13 protein-coding genes are annotated in these 17,539 nt (G+C 69.2%); 7 read left to right on the forward strand and 6 right to left on the reverse strand.

From position 1 onward, the window contains the following. Positions 1-1,113 carry a sugar ABC transporter substrate-binding protein gene (locus tag ACZ518_RS21220; RefSeq protein ID WP_469114546.1) on the reverse strand — a complete coding sequence of 371 codons (1,113 nt, stop codon included), beginning with the start codon at positions 1,111-1,113 and terminating at the stop codon, positions 1-3. A gap of 118 nt (positions 1,114-1,231) precedes the next feature. Next, positions 1,232-2,446 carry an ROK family transcriptional regulator gene (locus ACZ518_RS21225; protein WP_469114547.1) on the reverse strand — a complete coding sequence of 405 codons (1,215 nt, stop codon included), beginning with the start codon at positions 2,444-2,446 and terminating at the stop codon, positions 1,232-1,234. Between the two features lie 611 nt (positions 2,447-3,057). Here ACZ518_RS21225 and mgtA point away from each other — a divergent pair. Both mgtA and ACZ518_RS21235 read left to right on the forward strand, forming a co-directional pair. Next, positions 3,058-5,829: a magnesium-translocating P-type ATPase gene (gene mgtA, locus ACZ518_RS21230; protein WP_469114548.1), complete on the forward strand. Its 2,772-nt coding sequence runs from the start codon at positions 3,058-3,060 to the stop codon at positions 5,827-5,829. 98 nt (positions 5,830-5,927) lie between these two features. After that, positions 5,928-6,809 (forward strand): glycosyltransferase family protein, encoded by an 882-nt coding sequence (locus ACZ518_RS21235; RefSeq protein WP_469114549.1) that lies wholly within the window; start codon positions 5,928-5,930, stop codon positions 6,807-6,809. Here ACZ518_RS21235 and ACZ518_RS21240 read toward each other — a convergent pair. The 4 genes from ACZ518_RS21240 to acnA all read right to left on the reverse strand — a co-directional run bounded on the left by ACZ518_RS21240 (position 6,787) and on the right by acnA (position 13,185). Further along, positions 6,787-7,725: a carbohydrate ABC transporter permease gene (locus tag ACZ518_RS21240; RefSeq protein ID WP_469114550.1), complete on the reverse strand. Its 939-nt coding sequence runs from the start codon at positions 7,723-7,725 to the stop codon at positions 6,787-6,789. The genes ACZ518_RS21235 and ACZ518_RS21240 overlap by 23 nt on opposite strands. Before the next feature lie 13 nt (positions 7,726-7,738). Next, positions 7,739-8,686, reverse strand: a complete 948-nt coding sequence (locus ACZ518_RS21245) for a carbohydrate ABC transporter permease (protein ID WP_469114551.1) — start codon at positions 8,684-8,686, stop codon at positions 7,739-7,741. Positions 8,687-8,724: 38 nt separating this feature from the next. Beyond that, positions 8,725-10,149: an N-acetylglucosamine/diacetylchitobiose ABC transporter substrate-binding protein gene (gene ngcE, locus ACZ518_RS21250; protein ID WP_469114552.1), complete on the reverse strand. Its 1,425-nt coding sequence runs from the start codon at positions 10,147-10,149 to the stop codon at positions 8,725-8,727. Positions 10,150-10,470: 321 nt separating this feature from the next. Further along, entirely contained in the window at positions 10,471-13,185 is a 2,715-nt protein-coding gene (gene acnA / locus ACZ518_RS21255; protein WP_469114553.1) for an aconitate hydratase AcnA, read from the reverse strand. Positions 13,186-13,669: 484 nt separating this feature from the next. Here acnA and ACZ518_RS21260 point away from each other — a divergent pair, with 484 nt between their 5' ends. The 5 genes from ACZ518_RS21260 to ACZ518_RS21280 all read left to right on the forward strand — a co-directional run bounded on the left by ACZ518_RS21260 (position 13,670) and on the right by ACZ518_RS21280 (position 17,494). Next, a complete protein-coding gene (locus ACZ518_RS21260; protein WP_469114554.1) occupies positions 13,670-15,199 on the forward strand; it encodes a helix-turn-helix domain-containing protein in 1,530 nt (509 codons plus the stop codon). 253 nt (positions 15,200-15,452) lie between these two features. Continuing rightward, positions 15,453-16,679, forward strand: coding sequence for a helix-turn-helix domain-containing protein (locus ACZ518_RS21265; RefSeq protein ID WP_469114787.1), 1,227 nt, complete (start codon positions 15,453-15,455; stop codon positions 16,677-16,679). Positions 16,680-16,767: 88 nt separating this feature from the next. Further along, positions 16,768-17,028, forward strand: a complete 261-nt coding sequence (locus ACZ518_RS21270) for a hypothetical protein (protein ID WP_469114555.1) — start codon at positions 16,768-16,770, stop codon at positions 17,026-17,028. After that, positions 17,025-17,288, forward strand: coding sequence for a hypothetical protein (locus ACZ518_RS21275; RefSeq protein ID WP_469114556.1), 264 nt, complete (start codon positions 17,025-17,027; stop codon positions 17,286-17,288). The genes ACZ518_RS21270 and ACZ518_RS21275 overlap by 4 nt, the downstream gene beginning before the upstream one ends. Then, positions 17,285-17,494 (forward strand): hypothetical protein, encoded by a 210-nt coding sequence (locus tag ACZ518_RS21280; protein ID WP_469114557.1) that lies wholly within the window; start codon positions 17,285-17,287, stop codon positions 17,492-17,494. Before ACZ518_RS21275 ends, ACZ518_RS21280 begins: the two co-directional genes overlap by 4 nt. Positions 17,495-17,539: the final 45 nt, after the last annotated feature.

A 17,539-nucleotide genomic window follows, 5' to 3' on the forward strand; every position in this document is an offset into this window, starting at 1 on the left:
CTACTTGAGGCCGATGGCGGCGCAGGCGGTCGCGAACTTGTCGGTGCAGATCTCGTCGACCGTGTAGACGCCGTCCTTGACGACGGTGTCCTTGATGTTGCCCTTGGTGAGCGAGATGACCGGGATCAGCACGGACGGGATGCCCTTGGAGGTCGGGCTGTCCATCTTGTTGTTGATGATCCCGTCGATCTTCTCGCCCTTGGCGAGGGCGACGGCCATCTCGGCGGCGGCCGCGGCCTCGGGGGCGTACGGCTTGTAGACGCTCATGAACTGCTCGCCCGCCACGATCCGCTGCACACCGGCGAGTTCGGCGTCCTGGCCGGTGACCGGGGGCAGGGGGGACAGACCGGCGGCCTTGAGGGCGGTGATGATGCCGCCGGCCATGCCGTCGTTGGCGGAGTAGACGCCGATCACCTTGTCCTTGCCGAGCGCGGTGAGCGCGCCCGCCATGTTGGTGTTGGCGTTCTCCGGCTTCCACTCCTTGGTGTCGTACTCCTTGCCGATGGTCACCTTGCCGTCGAGGACGGAGTGGGCGCCCTTCTTGAACAGCGCGGCGTTCGGGTCGGTGACGGAGCCGTTCATCATGACGATCTGGCCGTCCTTGGCCTTGTCGCCCAGGGCCTCCAGCAGGGCCTTGCCCTGGACCTTGCCGACCTCTTCGTTGTCGAAGGAGGTGTAGGCGTCGATCGGGCCCTCCGCCAGGCGGTCGTAGGCGACGACCGGGATGCCGGCGTCCTTGGCCTTCTTGACCGAGCCGGCGATGGCCTTGGCGTCGACCGCGTCGACGATCAGGACGTTCACCTTGTTGGTGATCATCGTGTCGACCTGGGAGTTCTGCGTGGTCGCGTCCTGCTTGGCGTTGGCGTAGACCACCTCGGCCTTGCCGCCGGTGAGATCGGCGATCTTCTTCTCGATCAGCGGCTTGTCGAACTTCTCGTAGCGCGCGGTCTGGTTCTCGGGCAGGAGCAGACCGACCTTGATGGCGTCACCGGTGGCGGCGCCGGAGGGCTTCTTCTCGCCACCCGCTTCCTTGGCGCTGCCACATGCGGCCAGCGAAACGGCCATGGCGCCGGCGGCGACGGCTACGGCGGCTCTACGCATACGCGTGTTCATTCGTTGAACCTCCCTGACGAGGCCGCAACGCTGCGGCCGAGGTGGGTGTGAGTCAACCTCGGCCGCGAGTTTGTCGTCAAGGAGTGAATCCTTAACGAGATGACAACGGTGCCATCCGTTATCTAACTGAAGACATGGCCGCGGGAGGTCGCATCCCAATGCCATTTTCCGACAAAAGCGTCGAATCGCCCATCTCGCTGAGCACGAGGGCCAGCGCGCCGAGTACTTCCGCACGGCCTCCCAGCGAGCCGGTGAGCACCGACAGCCGACGGGCCGCACTGGGGATCGCGTACCGCCCCACGGACTCGCGGATGGGCGCCAGGACCAGCTCACCGGCCTCCGCCAGCGAGCCGCCGAGCACGATCCGGCTCGGGTTCAGGAGGTTGCAGAGGCTGGCCACGCCGCTGCCGATGTGCCGCCCCACGTCGGTGATGACCCGGCGGCAGCCGGGGTCCCCCTCCCGGGCCAGCTCGACCACCTTCTCCATCGTCAGTTCCGGTCCGTGCGTGCCCTGGAGCAGCGGCAGCACGTAGCGCGCGGCGGCGAAGGTCTCCAGGCAGCCGCGGTTGCCGCAGCGGCAGACGGGGCCCGATTCGTCCAGGGTGATGTGCCCGATCTCCCCGGCGGTGCCGCCGGGTCCCCGGTAGATCTGGCCGTTGATCACCAGGCCCGCGCCCACACCGCTCGCGACCTTGATGTAGGCCAGGTCGCGTACCCCCCGGCCGCTCCCCCAGACGAGTTCCCCCAGCGCGCCGAGGTTCGCGTCGTTGTCCACGTAGACGGGTACGCCCAAACGCTGCGAGAGCTCCTGGCGCGGGTTGATCCCGGCCCAGCCCGGCAGGATCGCGGTCGAGCCCAGGGTGCCGGACTCCACGTCGATCGGGCCCGGGACGCCGAGCCCGACGCCGATGACCTTGTCGCGGGCCACCCCGATGCCCTGGACCAGCCGTCCGACCAGGGATTCCGCCCGGTCGAAGCCGTCCACCCAGGAGGCGTCCACGTCCAGCGGCTCGGCCTCCTCGGCGAGCACCTGGTGCGCCAGGTTGCCCACGGCCACCCGCAGGTGGGTGTGGCCGAAGTCCACTCCGATCACGATGCCCGCGTCCCCGCTGAGCGAGACGCTGCGGGCCCGCCGGCCGCCGGCCGAGGTGTCGGTGACCTCGACGGTCCCGCTCTCCTTCAGTTCACGGACGATGTTGGAGACCGTGGCCGCCGACAGTCCGGTGGCGCGGGCGATCTCCGCCTGGGTCAGCGAACCGGCGAGGCGCACGGCCCGCACGACTCTCTCCAGGTTCGCGCGATGCAGCGAGGACTGCGATCCGGGAGTCTGCACGACTCATCCACTCCTGCCCATTAGCGACGGCCACCCGTCGCCCCCCGGCCGGTATCGCGGCTATGCGCTCCGAGACCCCGGCGTCTCTCCAACTTGTGAACCTTAAGTCGAGCCTTTGCCCACTCCGCCGTCAAGAGCCTGAGACGGAGCGAACCGGACACATAGCCCGAAAGTATGAACAAGGGCCACTGAGATCGTGCTACGGTCGCTGAGGCGCCGGTCCTCTGCGGCCTTTCCGGCCGGACCGCGCGCCCTGCCATGACAGCGCTACGCGAGGAGGTGTTCGGGATGAGTCCCGATCGAAGTCCTCGCCGCGCCTGCGCCGGCTGACCCGCCGACCGTCCGGGCCTGCGCCCCGCTGATCGGCTGACCTTCCGCGTACGCCCACGGCGACGGCCCCGTGCCGTTCCCCGTGCCGCGCCCGTGCCGGTCCCCTGCGGGACCCTGCTTCCCCTCTCCTTTCGCATGCCTTGACTCTCCTGTCAGGCATACGTCATCCATGTCCGCGGCGCACCCCGTGGCGTCCCGCGCCACCCCGCGCCGCACACCGATCACTCCACGTCACCGCGCGGCTCCGCGCTGCCCGGACGCCGTGGAGGGAGGTATTCGCCATGACCATGCTCACCCCTCGTACCCCGACGAAGCTCGCGCCGCCGGGCCGCGCCCGTCGCGAGCGCAAGGCCGCCGAGCTCGAAGCCGCCACCCGCCTCGCCGGCGAGCGCCTGGCCGAGATCAGCGCCCGCCCGGCCGTACGGGTCCTCCAGGACGCCGACACCTCCCGGAACGGCCTCACCCACGCCGAGGCGGCCCTGCGGCTGGAGCGGCACGGCGCCAACGCCGTCGCCCAGGAGCGCGCCCCCCGGTGGTTCACGCAGCTCGCGAAGGCCTTCTGCAACCCCTTCATCGGCGTCCTGGTCTTCCTGGCCGCCGTCATGTTCTGGCAGGACCCGGCGGATCCCGGAGTGGTCATCCTCTCCGTGATGGTGGCGGTCAGCGGGCTGCTGCGGTTCTGGCAGGAGTACCGCTCGGGCCGGGCCGCCGACGCCCTGAAGAAGCTCGTCACCACCACGTGCGCGGTGCAGCGCCGGGCCGGCAGCGGCTCGGCGCCCACCACCTTCGAGGTGCCGATGGACCGGGTGGTCCCGGGCGACCTGGTCAAGCTGGCCGCCGGCGACCTGATCCCGGCCGACCTGCGGCTGATCACCTCCAAGGACCTGATGGTCAGCCAAGCGGCGCTGTCCGGCGAGTCGTTGCCGGTGGCCAAGGCCGACACTCCCCCTCGCTCCGCCGGGGGGACCTCCAGCGCCGAGGACCTCCGCCCGGGGGCACCCGCCGTGGAGCGGGGGGGAGCGGCCACCGACCCGGTGGAGGCCGACAACCTCTGCCTGATGGGCACTTCGGTGACCTCGGGCACCGCCACCGGCGTGGTCGTCGCCACCGGAGCCGCCACCTACTTCGGTTCCATGGCCGGCACCCTGGCCGGCGAGCGCCCGCAGACCAACTTCGACACCGGCGTGCGCAAGGTCAGCTTCCTCCTGATCCGCTTCATGCTGGTGATGGTCCCCGTCGTCTTCATGGTCAACGGCCTCACCAAAGGCGACTGGAACGAAGCCTTCCTCTTCGGTGTCGCGGTCGCGGTCGGTCTGACCCCCGAGATGCTGCCGATGGTCGTCTCCGCCAACCTGGCCCGCGGCGCGGTCGCCATGTCCCGGCGCAAGGTCGTCGTCAAGCGGCTGAACGCGATCCAGAACCTGGGCGCGATGGACGTGCTCTGCACGGACAAGACCGGCACCCTCACCGAGGACCGGATCGTCCTGGACCGCTACCTGGACGTGCACGGCGCCGAGGACGGCGAGGTCCTGGAGTACGGGTACCTCAACGCCCACTTCCAGACGGGCCTGAAGAACCTGATGGACCAGGCGGTCATCGACCGCGTCAACGAGGCCGAGGAGGTTGTCGTCGACGCACGGTTCTCGATGGTCGACGAGATCCCCTTCGACTTCGCCCGGCGCCGGATGTCCGTGGTCCTCAACCGCAACGGCATGGCGGGGGCCGCCGCCCGGCCCGAGCACGTCATGATCACCAAGGGTGCCGTCGAGGAGGTCCTGGCCCTCTGCACGCACATGACCGACCGCGGCGAGCAGGTGGAACTGACCGGCGAACTGCGCCTGCGCGCCACCCGGATCGCCGAGCGGAACAACCGTCAGGGCCTGCGGGTCCTGGCCGTGGCCACCCGCACCGTCGCCGAGCCGCGCGACACCTACACCGTCGCGGACGAGGACGGTCTGACCCTGGTCGGCTTCCTCGCCTTCCTCGACCCGCCGAAGGCCTCCGCGTCCGCCGCCCTGCGGGGCCTGGCGGACAAGGGCATCGCGGTGAAGGTGGTCACCGGCGACAACGAGCTCGTCGCGGCCCGGGTCTGCGCCGACGTCGGCATCGAGGTGGGCCACGTGGTCTCGGGCTCCGAGGTGGACGCCCTCGACGACACCGCGCTGCGCGCGCTGGCCGCCCGTACGACGGTCTTCGCCAAGGCCAACCCGGTCCAGAAGGCGCGGATCGTACGGGCCCTGCAGGCCGAGGGGCACACCGTCGGCTTCCTCGGCGACGGGATCAACGACGCGGCCGCGCTGCGCGACGCCGACGTCGGCATCTCGGTCGACACCGCCGTGGACATCGCCAAGGAGTCGGCGGACATCATCCTGCTGGAGAAGGACCTGACCGTCCTGGAACAGGGCGTGGTGCAGGGCCGGACCACCTTCGGCAACACGATCAAGTACATCAAGATGACGGCCTCGTCGAACTTCGGCAACGTCTTCTCGGTGCTGGTGGCGAGCGCGTTCATCCCCTTCCAGCCGATGCTCGCGATCATGCTGCTGGTGCAGAACCTGGTCTACGACATCTCCCAGCTGGCCACGCCCTGGGACCGGATGGACGAGGAGTACCTGCGCAAGCCGCGCAACTGGGACGCCAAGGGCATCTTCCGCTTCATGGTGACCATCGGCCCCATCAGCTCGGTCTTCGACATCGCGATGTTCGTGATCATGTGGAACGTGTTCGCCGCCGACACCGTGGCCGAACAGTCGCTCTTCCAGTCCGGCTGGTTCATCGAGGGCCTGCTCTCGCAGACCCTGATCGTCCACATGATCCGCACCCGCAAGATCCCCTTCATCCGGTCCCGCGCCTCCTGGCCGGTGATGGGGATGACCGTCCTCGCGGTGCTGACCGGCCTGTGGCTGCCCTTCTCCCCGCTGGCCCCCTCGCTGGGCTTCGTCGCCCTGCCCGCGGGCTACTTCCCCTGGCTGATCGGCGTACTGCTCGCGTACTGCACGCTCACCCAGCTCGTGAAGACCTGGTACATCCGCCGCTTCGGCACCTGGCTCTAGGAAGCTCCGGAAGGGCCCGGCTCCGGGAGGACCCAATGAATTGAACACGTTCAGCCCAGCTGGCAGTATGGGTCCAGGACGTCACCGGGGGGGCGAGCATGCGTCAGAAACGGTCGTACGGACGGGTCCTGCTGGTCTCCGTACTGGTGGGATACCTGGAGGTCGCGCTCGCCGTCGTGGTCGCACTGCTGTACGTGCGGACGCAGCCGCCGCCGGACGTGCCGCCCGACTATGCCTGGATCGGAGCGGCCCTCTTCTCCCTCGCGGGCTTCACCGGCGTCATCGGGTTCCTGCTGTCACTGCTCTTCGTGCTGCCGGCGGTCGCGCTGTCCGACCTCCTGGGCCGCCGGCTCGGGGCACGTGCGGCGTGGTGCTCCGTGCCCCTGCTGGTGGCCGCCCTGCTGGCGCCGCCCGTCTGGGCCTTCGCCTCGTACAACGACGCGCAGACCCGGCCCACGCTGCTCTTCTGGGCCTCGGCCACGGCCTCGCTGTCGGCGGGCGCGCTGGCCGCCCGGCCCCACAGCGCCGCGCCGGCACGCCGGGTGGCGCTGTGGGGCGGGGCGCTGGTGGCGGGGACGGGCCTGTTCGGCGCCCTCGGGCTCGCCGTCGGAGTGCTGCCCGCGTACGAGCCGCCGGTGATCGGCCCGCGGACCCTGCCCGGCACCTGGGCCGACCACACGGGCGGGACGCTGGTCTTCACCCCGGACGGCCGGGTCACCGCCTCCGGAGTCGGGGTGCACTCCCCCGGCGACCCCCCGAGCGGCGCCTCACGGCGCTGCTCGGGCTCCGGCACCTGGTCGTACGAGCCCGGCCGGGACCCCCGGTCCCAGCGGGTCCGCGTCGACGTGCCGGGGTGTCCCTGGCCGGCGTGGGGCGTCGGCGGCACCGAGCGGCGGCCAGGGATCCTCCAGGACACCGGGCGCCCCGGTTCCGGGGAGCTGTACCAGCTGCGGAAGGCTACTTCAGCGTGGCCGAGGTGAGGCCCGCCTGGATCTGGCGCTGGAAGGACAGGTAGACGACCAGCATCGGGATCATCGCGATGGTCACGCCGGCGAACAGCACCGGCAGGTCCGTCTCGTAGCCCATCTGGTACTGGAGCTGGATCAGGCCCTGCGTGAGCATGTAGCGCTCGGGGTCGGATCCGCTCTGCGGCTGCATCAGCACCGAGGGCAGGATGTACTGGTTCCACTGGCCCAGGACATTGAATATCCCCACGCTGATCAGGCCGGGCCTGGCCATCGGCAGCATCACCTGGAAGAAGATCCGGGTGTCGGAGGCCCCGTCGATCACCGCCGCCTCGTGCACCGCCGTCGGCAGGGTGCGGAAGAAGGAGTGCATGAAGAAGACGGTGAAGGGCAGCGAGTACGCGATGTAGACCAGGATCAGCCCCTGGTAGGTGTTGAGCATGTCCAGGCGCTTGACCATGAAGAACAGCGGTACGAGCGCCAGGAAGACGGGGAACATCGCCCCGCTGACGAAGAAGTAGTAGATGATCCGGTTCCCCGGGAAGGGGTAGCGGGCCAGTACGTACGCGGCCATGGAGCCGAGCAGCATCGTCAGCGGGACCGAGAAGGCCAGCACGATCAGCGTGTGCCCGAAGTAGCCGCCGATGCCCTTGTCCCAGGCGCGGCCGAAGGCGTCGAAGTGCCAGTTGGAGGGCCAGCTGAGGGCCGAGGCGCCGATCTGGGTGTCGGTCTTGAAGGAGCCGAGCGCCAGCCAGACGAGCGGCAGGACGATCAGTACCGCCCAGACGGCGAGGAAGCCGTGCGAGAAGACGTTGAGCACCATGCCGTCGGTGCGGCGGCCCCCGCCGTCGCGGGCGCCGCCCCCGGCGCCGCCGGAACCCTCGGCGGAGGGCCCGCCGGGTGCCTTGGTCACTGTGGACTCTGCAGTCATCGTGGGGCTCCTCTCAGAACTCGATGCGCTCGCGGCGGGTGGCGCGCAGCGTGACGATGGAGAGGATCATGGTCAGGACGAGCATGACCACGCCCATGGCGCAGGCGTAGCCGCTCTTGCCGAAGTACAGGAAGTTGCGCATCAGCACCGTGGCCATGACCTCGCTGTGGTGGTCGGGTCCGCCGCCGAACTGGCCCGAGGTCATGGTCGACACCAGGACGAACATGTCCATCGCGGCGATGCCCAGGTAGACCGCGGAGGTCTGCACAGAGTCCCACAGCAGGGGCAGCGTGACCCTGAAGAAGGTCTGGGCGCGCCCGGCGCCGTCGAGCAGCGCGGCCTCGTAGATGTCCTTGGGCACGGACTGCATGGCGGCCGAGAAGAGGACGAGGTAGAAGCCGACGCCGTGCCAGACCACCACGAGGAGCAGGCACCACAGGACCAGGTCGGGCTGGTTGAGCCATTCGACGGGGTGGGCCGGGTCGACGAGGCCGGCCCAGGAGAGGAGGCCGTTGAGCAGGCCGCCCTCGTCGCTGCGGTACACCGCCCCGAAGAGCACGGCGAGGATGGCGAGGGAGAGGACCTGCGGGAAGAAGTAGACGATCTTGTAGAAGCCCGATCCGCGTACGCCCCGCACCCCGCCGGCCCCGCTGCGCCCTCCCGCGTTCACCATGAAGGCGAAGAAGAGGGCGAGCAGGATGGTGATCACCGGGACGAACACCAGGAGCAGCAGGTTGTGCCAGAGGGCGCCGCGGAAGACCTCGTCGTCCATCAGGGCGGAGTAGTTCTCCAGGCCGACGAAGTCGAACGTCGGCGACTGGCCCGACCAGTTGGTGAAGGAGTAGCCGAACGTCTGAACGTACGGCCAGATGACGAAGGTCAGGTACAGCGCGAGCGGCAGGACGAGGAAGCCGGCGATGAAGCCGGTGGTCCTTCCCCTGCGCCGGGCTACTTGGCTCATGGTGTCCGTCCCTGATGACGCTGCCGGTAGACGTGGGGTCAGCTGCGGTGGTTGTTCTTGGCGTTGGGGTCCTTGGCAGCCTTGTCTACCGCAGCCTGGGCCCGCTTGATCCACTCCTTTGGCTGGATCCGCTGGGCCATCAGCTCATTGGACGCGTTCTGGATCTCGGAGTCCATCTCGCTGTACCAGTCGGGGTAGAGGTAGTTGAAGGTGTCGGACCCGGCGGCCTTGACCGCGGCGACGGCGGACTGCGTGCCCGGCCGGAGCTTGACGCCCGGGTCGACGCCGTCCTTGACGACGGTGAGGGAGTTGGCCTGCTGGGCGAAGATCGTCGACCATTCGCGGGAGAGCATGGAGCGCAGGAACTCCAGGCCGCCGGCCTTGTTGGCGGCCTTCTCGGGGACGACGAAGGCCTCGTTGGCGCCGGCCCGGATGGCGGTGAAGGGCAGCTTGCTGTCGGCGAGCACGGGCACCGGCAGGAACTTCATGTCGAAGTCGTCCGGGGTCTGCTTGAGCTGCTCGTTCTCCAGCCAGGAGCCGGAGGGGATGAAGGCGGCCTTGTACTGGTTCCAGGCGGTCTGGGACTCGGTGTGGGTCAGGCCGTTGGTGCCGGGCATCAGGTAGCCCTTCTCGACGACCTCGTAGACCGCCTCGACCGCGGCCAGGGCGGCGGGGTTGCCCTCGAAGGCGTTGGGGGCGAGGTTGTCGATGGCCTTCATGGCCTCCAGACCGCCCTTCTTGGCGATCAGGTCCATGATGACGACGTTGATGTAGTAGGGGTACTTCCCCTGGTGGGCCAGGCCGCCGATGCCGGCCTCCTTGGCCTTGCCGCAGACGGCCAGGAACTCGTCCCAGGTCTTCGGCTCGGTCCAGCCCTTCTCCTTGAAGAGCTTGCCGGAGTACCACAGGCCGAAGACGGTGTAGACGTAGTTCAGGGCGACGAACTTGCCGCCCTGGGACCCCTGTTCGACCGTGCCCGGGATCAGCGTGTCGCGGACCTTCTTGCCCGGGTCGTCGAGCGAGGGGGAGTCGAGGAGCGCGGTCAGGTCGGCGAGCTGGCCGCCCTTGGCCAGGACGTCGATCTTGATCATCTGGGCGCCGGAGTCGTTGAGGACGTCCGGCGGGTTGCCGGCGTTGAACCGGGGCTGGAGCTTGGCCGCGATCTCCTGGGTGGCCAGGTGGGAGCTGGCGGTGCCCCACTTCTTGTCGAACGCGGCCTCCCAGGCCTTCGCGTAGTCGTCGCCGAAACCGCCCTTGAAGATGACCACGTCGAGCTTCCCGCCCTTGGCGAGGCCGAAGGGGTTCTCCTTGGACACGACCCCCTTGTCGGGGCCCTTCGTGGTGCCCTCACCGCCGGAGGCGCAGGCGGACAGGAAGCTCATCGTCGGCACGCCGATCAGTCCGAGCGCTGCGGAACGCTTGATCAGATCACGGCGGCCGAGGCCCTCACCAGTGGATCCCATGCTCATGTCCTCGCCTTCGTCAGATGTGTGAAGGAGGCCGGAAACAGCGGCAGTTACCGTGCGTGCGGGCATCGCCGCAGGTCCCCCGGCTTCCCCCGGCCCGGGGCCGCTCGTCGCGCGGTGGCCCGGACGGGCACAGGTATAGTCCACTTCCGCTCGGCTGAGCAAGATCGTGCACAAGGATCGTTCCCGGCTTTTCCGAGTTGAGACCTGTCCGTCACCTGAGACCGCCGCCGCAAAAAGCGGAAGGGCCGCACCCCCTTAACGGGGGTACGGCCCTATGGTGCCGACAGACGGCGGATCGCTCCGCCTGGCGCGCCCTTAGCCGCGGATGAGGTTCCGCAGGACGTACTGCATGATGCCGCCGTTGCGGTAGTAGTCGGCCTCACCCGGCGTGTCGATGCGGACGACCGCGTCGAAGGAGACACCGGTGTCGGTCGTGACCTTGACCGTGCGCGGGGTGGTGCCGTTGTTCAGCTCCTCCACACCGGTGAAGGAGAAGGTCTCCTCGCCGGTCAGGCCCAGGGAGGCCGCGGTGGCGCCCTCGGGGAACTGGAGCGGGAGGACACCCATGCCGATCAGGTTCGAGCGGTGGATGCGCTCGTAGGACTCGGCGATGACGGCCTTGACGCCGAGCAGCGCGGTGCCCTTGGCCGCCCAGTCGCGGGACGAGCCGGAGCCGTACTCCTTGCCCGCCAGGATGACCAGCGGGATGCCGGCGGCCTGGTAGTTCTGGGAGGCGTCGTAGATGAAGGAGACCGGCGCGCCCTCGACGGTGAAGTCGCGGGTGAAGCCGCCCTCGGTGCCCGGCGCGATCTGGTTGCGCAGGCGGATGTTGGCGAACGTACCGCGGATCATGACCTCGTGGTTGCCGCGGCGGGAACCGTACGAGTTGAAGTCGCGGCGCTCGACGCCGTGCTCCGTGAGGTACTTGCCGGCCGGGGTGTCGGCCTTGATCGCACCGGCCGGGGAGATGTGGTCGGTGGTGACCGAGTCGCCCAGCTTCGCCAGCACGCGCGCGCCGGCGATGTCGGAGACCGGGGTGGTCTCCATGGTCATGCCCTCGAAGTAGGGGGGCTTGCGGACGTAGGTGGACTGCGGGTCCCACTCGAAGGTGTTGCCGGTCGGGATCGACAGGGCCTGCCACTGGGCGTCGCCCGCGAAGACGTCCTGGTAGGACTTGGAGAACATGTCCTCGCCGATGGCGTTGGCCACGACGTCGTTGACCTCGGCCTCGGAGGGCCAGATGTCCTTGAGGAAGACCGGGTTGCCCTCGGTGTCGGTGCCGATGGCGTCCGACGTGATGTCCACCTTCATGGAGCCCGCGATGGCGTACGCGACGACCAGCGGCGGGGAGGCCAGGTAGTTCATCTTGACGTCGGGGTTGATCCGGCCCTCGAAGTTGCGGTTGCCGGAGAGCACCGAGGTGACCGCGAGGTCGTGCTCGTTGATCGCCTTCGAGATCTCCTCGTCCAGCGGACCGGAGTTGCCGATGCAGGTGGTGCAGCCGTACCCGACGAGGTTGAAGCCCATCTTGTCGAGGTACGGGGTCAGGCCGGCCTTGTCGAAGTAGTCGGTGACGACCTTCGAGCCCGGGGCCAGGGTGGTCTTGACCCACGGCTTGCGGGTCAGGCCCTTCTCGACCGCCTTCTTGGCCACGAGCGCCGCGGCGACCATGACGTAGGGGTTCGAGGTGTTGGTGCAGGAGGTGATCGCGGCGACGGTGACGGCGCCGTGGTCGATCTCGAAGGAGGTGCCGTCGGCCAGGGTGACCCGGGTCGGGCGGGTCGGCACGCCGTTGGTGGCGGCCGGGGCGTCGGAGGCCGGGAAGGACTCCTTGCCCGCCTCGTCGTCGTCCTCGACGTAGTTGCGGACGTCCTGGGCGAACTGCTGGGCGGCGTTGGCCAGGATGATGCGGTCCTGCGGGCGCTTCGGGCCGGCGATGGAGGGGACGACCGTGGAGAGGTCGAGCTCCAGCTTCTCGGAGAAGTCCGGCTCGGCGGCCGGGTCCAGCCACAGGCCCTGCTCCTTGGCGTACGCCTCGACCAGCGCGACCTGCTGGGCGTCGCGGCCCGTCAGGCGCAGGTACTTCAGCGTCTCGTCGTCGATCGGGAAGATCGCGGCGGTGGAGCCGAACTCCGGCGACATGTTGCCGATGGTGGCGCGGTTCGCGAGGGAGGTGGCGGCGACGCCCTCACCGTAGAACTCGACGAACTTGCCGACGACGCCGTGCTTGCGCAGCATCTCGGTGATGGTCAGCACCAGGTCGGTGGCGGTGGTGCCGGTCGGCAGCTCGCCGGTCAGCTTGAAGCCGACGACGCGCGGGATCAGCATGGAAACCGGCTGGCCGAGCATCGCGGCCTCGGCCTCGATGCCGCCGACGCCCCAGCCCAGCACGCCCAGGCCGTTGACCATGGTGGTGTGCGAGTCGGTGCCGACGAGGGTGTCGGGGTACGCCTGGCCGTTGCGGACCATGACGGTGCGGGCCAGGTGCTCGATGTTGACCTGGTGGACGATGCCGGTGCCCGGGGGGACGACCTTGAAGTCGTCGAAGGCGGTCTGGCCCCAGCGCAGGAACTGGTAGCGCTCCTTGTTGCGGCCGTACTCCAGCTCCACGTTCTGCGCGAACGCGTCCTTGGTGCCGAACTTGTCGGCGATGACGGAGTGGTCGATGACCATCTCGGCGGGCGAGAGCGGGTTGATCTTCGCCGGGTCGCCGCCGAGCTCCTTCACGGCCTCGCGCATGGTGGCGAGGTCCACGACGCAGGGGACGCCGGTGAAGTCCTGCATGATCACGCGCGCCGGCGTGAACTGGATCTCCTGGCTGGGCTGCGCCTGGGAGTCCCAGCCGCCGAGCGCCCGGATGTGGTCGGCGGTGATGTTCGCGCCGTCCTCGGTGCGGAGCAGGTTCTCCAGCAGGACCTTCAGGCTGTAGGGAAGGCGGGCGGCGCCCTCAACCTTGTCCAGCCGGAAGATCTCGTACGACTCGTCGCCCACCTGCAGCGTGCTGCGGGCGTCGAAGCTGTTCGCCGACACGACAGTCTCCTTCATGCATGATCTCGCGCGTATAACCGCAATCCTGCCGCCACGCCCTCTGGCCAATCCGCTAAGGTAAGGCTAAGTTAGGTAACCCTTACCAGCGGGGGCGGCTGCGGTACGCCTTCGGCAGATATCTCGATGTCGAGATAACTCTAGTACATGTCCGGGGGCGGGGACGAGGTGCGCACCTCGCGGCCCGCCGGAGCCGTCCACCGGGCGGCCGCTTCGCCATGCCCCGACACCGGCCGGCGGGACGCGGCCGGCGCCGGCGTGACCCGCGCCATCGCGTGACAAACGGGGACGAGAAGCAATCCATCCGCGGAACACTGACACACCGGGACGAAGAGGAGTTACCACCGGCACCGGCGGAGTCCGCGCGGCGCAAGGCGTGTTGGGCCGTACGTGGAACCTGACGGGGCGATAACACCCGTCCGCCACGCCCCAGGCGATCCACATCTCATATCTGAGATACGGTGCACCCATGGCAGACGACTACCTCGTACGCATCGGCAAGCTCATCCGTGACGCCCGGCAGCACCGGGGCTGGACGCAGAGTCAGCTCGCCGACGCCCTCGGCACGAGCCAGAGCGCCGTGAACCGCATCGAGCGCGGCAACCAGAACATCAGCCTTGAGATGATCGCCCGAATCGGTGAAGCGCTCGACAGCGAGATCGTCTCCCTGGGCTACGCCGGCCCGATGCACCTGCGCGTCGTCGGCGGCCGCCGCCTGTCCGGCTCCATCGACGTCAAGACGAGCAAGAACGCGTGCGTGGCACTGCTGTGCGCCTCCCTGCTGAACAAGGGGCGCACCGTCCTGCGCCGGGTGGCCCGCATCGAGGAGGTCTACCGGCTCCTCGAGGTCCTGAACTCCATCGGCGTCCGCACCCGCTGGATCAACGACGGCGTGGACCTGGAGATCGTCCCGCCGGCCCGCCTCGACATGGACGCCATCGACGCGGACGCGGCCGTCCGCACCCGCAGCATCATCATGTTCCTGGGCCCGCTGCTGCACCGCCTGGACCAGTTCCGCCTGCCGTACGCCGGCGGCTGCGACCTCGGCACCCGCACCATCGAGCCCCACATGATCGCCCTGCGCCGCTTCGGCCTGGACATCACCGCGACCGAGGGCATCTACCACGCGAAGGTCGAGGCGGGGGTCTCCCCCGACCGCCCGATCGTCCTGACCGAGCGCGGGGACACGGTCACCGAGAACGCCCTGCTGGCCGCGGCCCGCCACGACGGCGTCACCGTCATCCGCAACGCCTCCTCCAACTACATGGTCCAGGACCTCTGCTTCTTCCTGGAGGCGCTCGGCGTCCAGGTCGAGGGCATCGGCACCACCACGCTGACCGTCCACGGCGTGCCCGTCATCGACGCCGACGTGGACTACTCCCCCTCCGAGGACCCGGTCGAGGCGATGAGCCTCGTGGCCGCCGCCGTGGTGACGGAGTCCGAGCTCACCATCCGCCGCGTCCCGATCGAGTTCATGGAGATCGAGCTCGCGGTCCTGGAGGAGATGGGCCTCGACCACGACCGCTCGGCGGAGTACGTCGCCGACAACGGCCGCACCCGCCTGGTCGACCTCACGGTCCGCCCCTCCAAGCTCGAAGCCCCGATCGACAAGATCCACCCGATGCCCTTCCCCGGGCTGAACATCGACAACGTCCCGTTCTTCGCCGCCATCGCCGCGGCCGCCCAGGGCAAGACCCTGATCCACGACTGGGTGTACGACAACCGGGCCATCTACCTGACCGACCTCAACCGCCTCGGCGGCCGCCTCCAGCTCCTGGACCCCCACCGCGTCCTGGTCGAGGGCCCCACCCGCTGGCGCGCGGCCGAGATGATGTGCCCCCCGGCCCTCCGCCCGGCGGTGGTCGTCCTCCTGGCCATGATGGCGGCCGAGGGCACCTCGGTCCTGCGCAACGTCTACGTCATCAACCGCGGCTACGAGGAACTCGCCGAGCGCCTCAACTCGGTCGGCGCCCAGATCGAGATCTTCCGGGACATCTAGGGAGACAGCCATAAGGCGACCAGCAGGCATTGCGGACGCCCCCTCAAAAGTGGCCGCTGACCTGCGAACGCTCAAGAAGGGCGCCTGAACCTCTCAAGAGGAGCCCCCGCACCGGCACCGCGCCGGCCCGCGGGGGCTTCTGCGTTTCGGTCTCAGCATCCGGGTTCTGGGGCGCCCCACCGGGCGCGAGCACCGTACTCTCCGAGGAAGGTCTGAACTGCCGCAGGGAGAGGACGGCTTGAGCATGTCCGACATGATTGCCGAACAGCAGGCCATCGGCGCCCGGATCAAGGCCCGGCGCTTGGCCCTCGGCCACACGCAAGCCGACCTCGCGCGGGGCCTGGGAAAGACGCAGGGCTGGGTGTCCAAGGTTGAGAAGGGCGCCATCGGCCTGGATTCCACCAGCCTGATCAACCGCATCGCCGCCGCCCTGTCCTGCCACCCCAACGACCTGATCCGGCGCCCCTACGTGCACTCCGTGCCCGAGAACCAGTGGCAGGCGTCCGCCGACCTGATCATGCGCGAGCTGCGCCGGTACGACCTGAGCCCCAGCTTCGAGGGCATCCCGCGCCCGTCATCGGAGCTGTGGCAGGAGACCGTCCGCCTGGCCCGCCTCCGCGATGCCGCCCAGAACCGGGCGATCATCACCGAGCTGCCCGACCTCCTCGCCGAAGTCCGGGCCCTCGCCGAGGTCACCACAGGCCACGAGCGCGAGGAAGGGTTCGCCCTCTATACCCTCCTGTGCAAGTTCGCGCACACCTCCGGCCACGCCCTGGGCCACCCCGAACTCGTCGCACTCTCCTGCGACCGGGCCGCCTGGTCAGCATCCCTCTCCGCCGACCCCTTCATGCCCGCCGTGGCCCTCGGGATGCGAGTGTGGGACCTGTGGGGCTCCGCATCATGGGACGACTCCCTCACCCTCGCCGACAAGGCCCTGGCCCAGCTCCAGAACGACTACGACGCCGGTGACCCCCTCGCCATGCGGGTGTGGGGCGCCGGACAGCTCCGCGCCGCCGTTTCCGCCGCCCGCGCCGGCCGCGAACAGGAGACCGAGGACCGAATCGGGCATGCTCGTGAAGCCGCCTCCCGGATCGACGCGCTTCCCGAGCTACCGTTCGACCGCTACCAGCTGAACTTCTCCGCCGGGAACACCACGATCCACGCCGTCTCGGTACAGCTCGAACTCAACAAGCACCACGAGGCCATCCGCCTTGAAGAGCGTGCCGACCCCACCCACATCGCGACACTGCCCAAGTCCCGCCGGGGCCATCACCACATGGACATGGCCTCCGCGTGGCTGCGCGACCACAACCGCGACAAGGCGTTCCGTGAACTGCGCACGGCCGAGAGGCTGGCACCCCAACTCGTACGCAACCACCCCGTCGCCCGCGCCACCCTCGGCGACCTGATCCGCGGCGAGCGAGGTCGTGCCCACGAGCCGCTGCGCGCGATGGAGAACCGCTTCAAGGCTTCGAACTAGCCTTCGTTCAAGTCAATTTGGGGGCGCTGGCCTGCCGGTATTCCTCGCCGGAATATTGGAGCCTGCGCCCCCTCCTAACTTCTGTTCCATGAGCAGTCGACGCACGGACCAGGACCAGGTACGCCGTCGGGATCTCGCCGACGCCGCCGCCGGATGGACCCCCAAACGCGGGGATCTCGCCTACGACACCACGCGGGACATGACCGGCGTCGTGGTCGGGCTCCCTGCCGACACGGGAACCGAGTTCCACCAGCTCTGCCCGGAGGGCGGCGGCCACGAATGGACCGCCCACTTGGACCAGCTCACCACCCCGCGCACGGCCTCCCTCCACGAGGAGGCCCAGCCGTGACCGAGTACCAGGACCACAGCCCGGCCAGCGAGCCGACCGACGACGCCACCCCCGCCCTGCCGCAGCGGATCCCGGCCTCCAGCGACCGTCGGACCGGCTCCGATTCCTCCTCGCGCATCCCGTGGGACACCTTCGCCGTCGGCTCCGACGTCTCCGCGACATACGGCCAGCCCTCCCCGGCCCTGATCGAGCGGGCCCGGTGTGGTTGGCCGAGGCTGGGCACCCTCCACGCCCGGATCGGTGAGGACGGCAGGCAGTGAGGCGGCGCCCGGCGTGGCTCTTCGAAGGAGCCCGCGTCCTCGATCCCGCCCGGGACTGCGAGGGCATCGTGCAGTTCATCGGCGACTACGAGGACCCCCAAACCCGCCGCTTCACCCCCGAGGCCGTCTTCCTGCGCCCCGAGGGCGGCGGGGTCGAGTGGATCGTGGCCGACCACCAGGCCCTGCGCCAGGCCGACGCCCGCTGAATCCGGAGACTGCCCGCCCTGCATTCCGTACCGGCCCGGGGCGGG

The organism is Streptomyces sp. NPDC033966, from assembly GCF_055575955.1.

Coding starts and splice junctions, on each gene's coding strand:
- ngcE (WP_469114552.1), bottom strand. CDS start 10,149: ATGGGATCCACTGGTGAGGGCCTCGGCCGCCGTGATCTGATCAAGCGT.
- ACZ518_RS21270 (WP_469114555.1), top strand. CDS start 16,768: ATGAGCAGTCGACGCACGGACCAGGACCAGGTACGCCGTCGGGATCTC.
- ACZ518_RS21240 (WP_469114550.1), bottom strand. CDS start 7,725: ATGACTGCAGAGTCCACAGTGACCAAGGCACCCGGCGGGCCCTCCGCC.
- ACZ518_RS21245 (WP_469114551.1), bottom strand. CDS start 8,686: ATGAGCCAAGTAGCCCGGCGCAGGGGAAGGACCACCGGCTTCATCGCC.
- ACZ518_RS21220 (WP_469114546.1), bottom strand. CDS start 1,113: ATGAACACGCGTATGCGTAGAGCCGCCGTAGCCGTCGCCGCCGGCGCC.
- ACZ518_RS21265 (WP_469114787.1), top strand. CDS start 15,453: ATGATTGCCGAACAGCAGGCCATCGGCGCCCGGATCAAGGCCCGGCGC.
- ACZ518_RS21235 (WP_469114549.1), top strand. CDS start 5,928: ATGCGTCAGAAACGGTCGTACGGACGGGTCCTGCTGGTCTCCGTACTG.
- mgtA (WP_469114548.1), top strand. CDS start 3,058: ATGACCATGCTCACCCCTCGTACCCCGACGAAGCTCGCGCCGCCGGGC.
- ACZ518_RS21260 (WP_469114554.1), top strand. CDS start 13,670: ATGGCAGACGACTACCTCGTACGCATCGGCAAGCTCATCCGTGACGCC.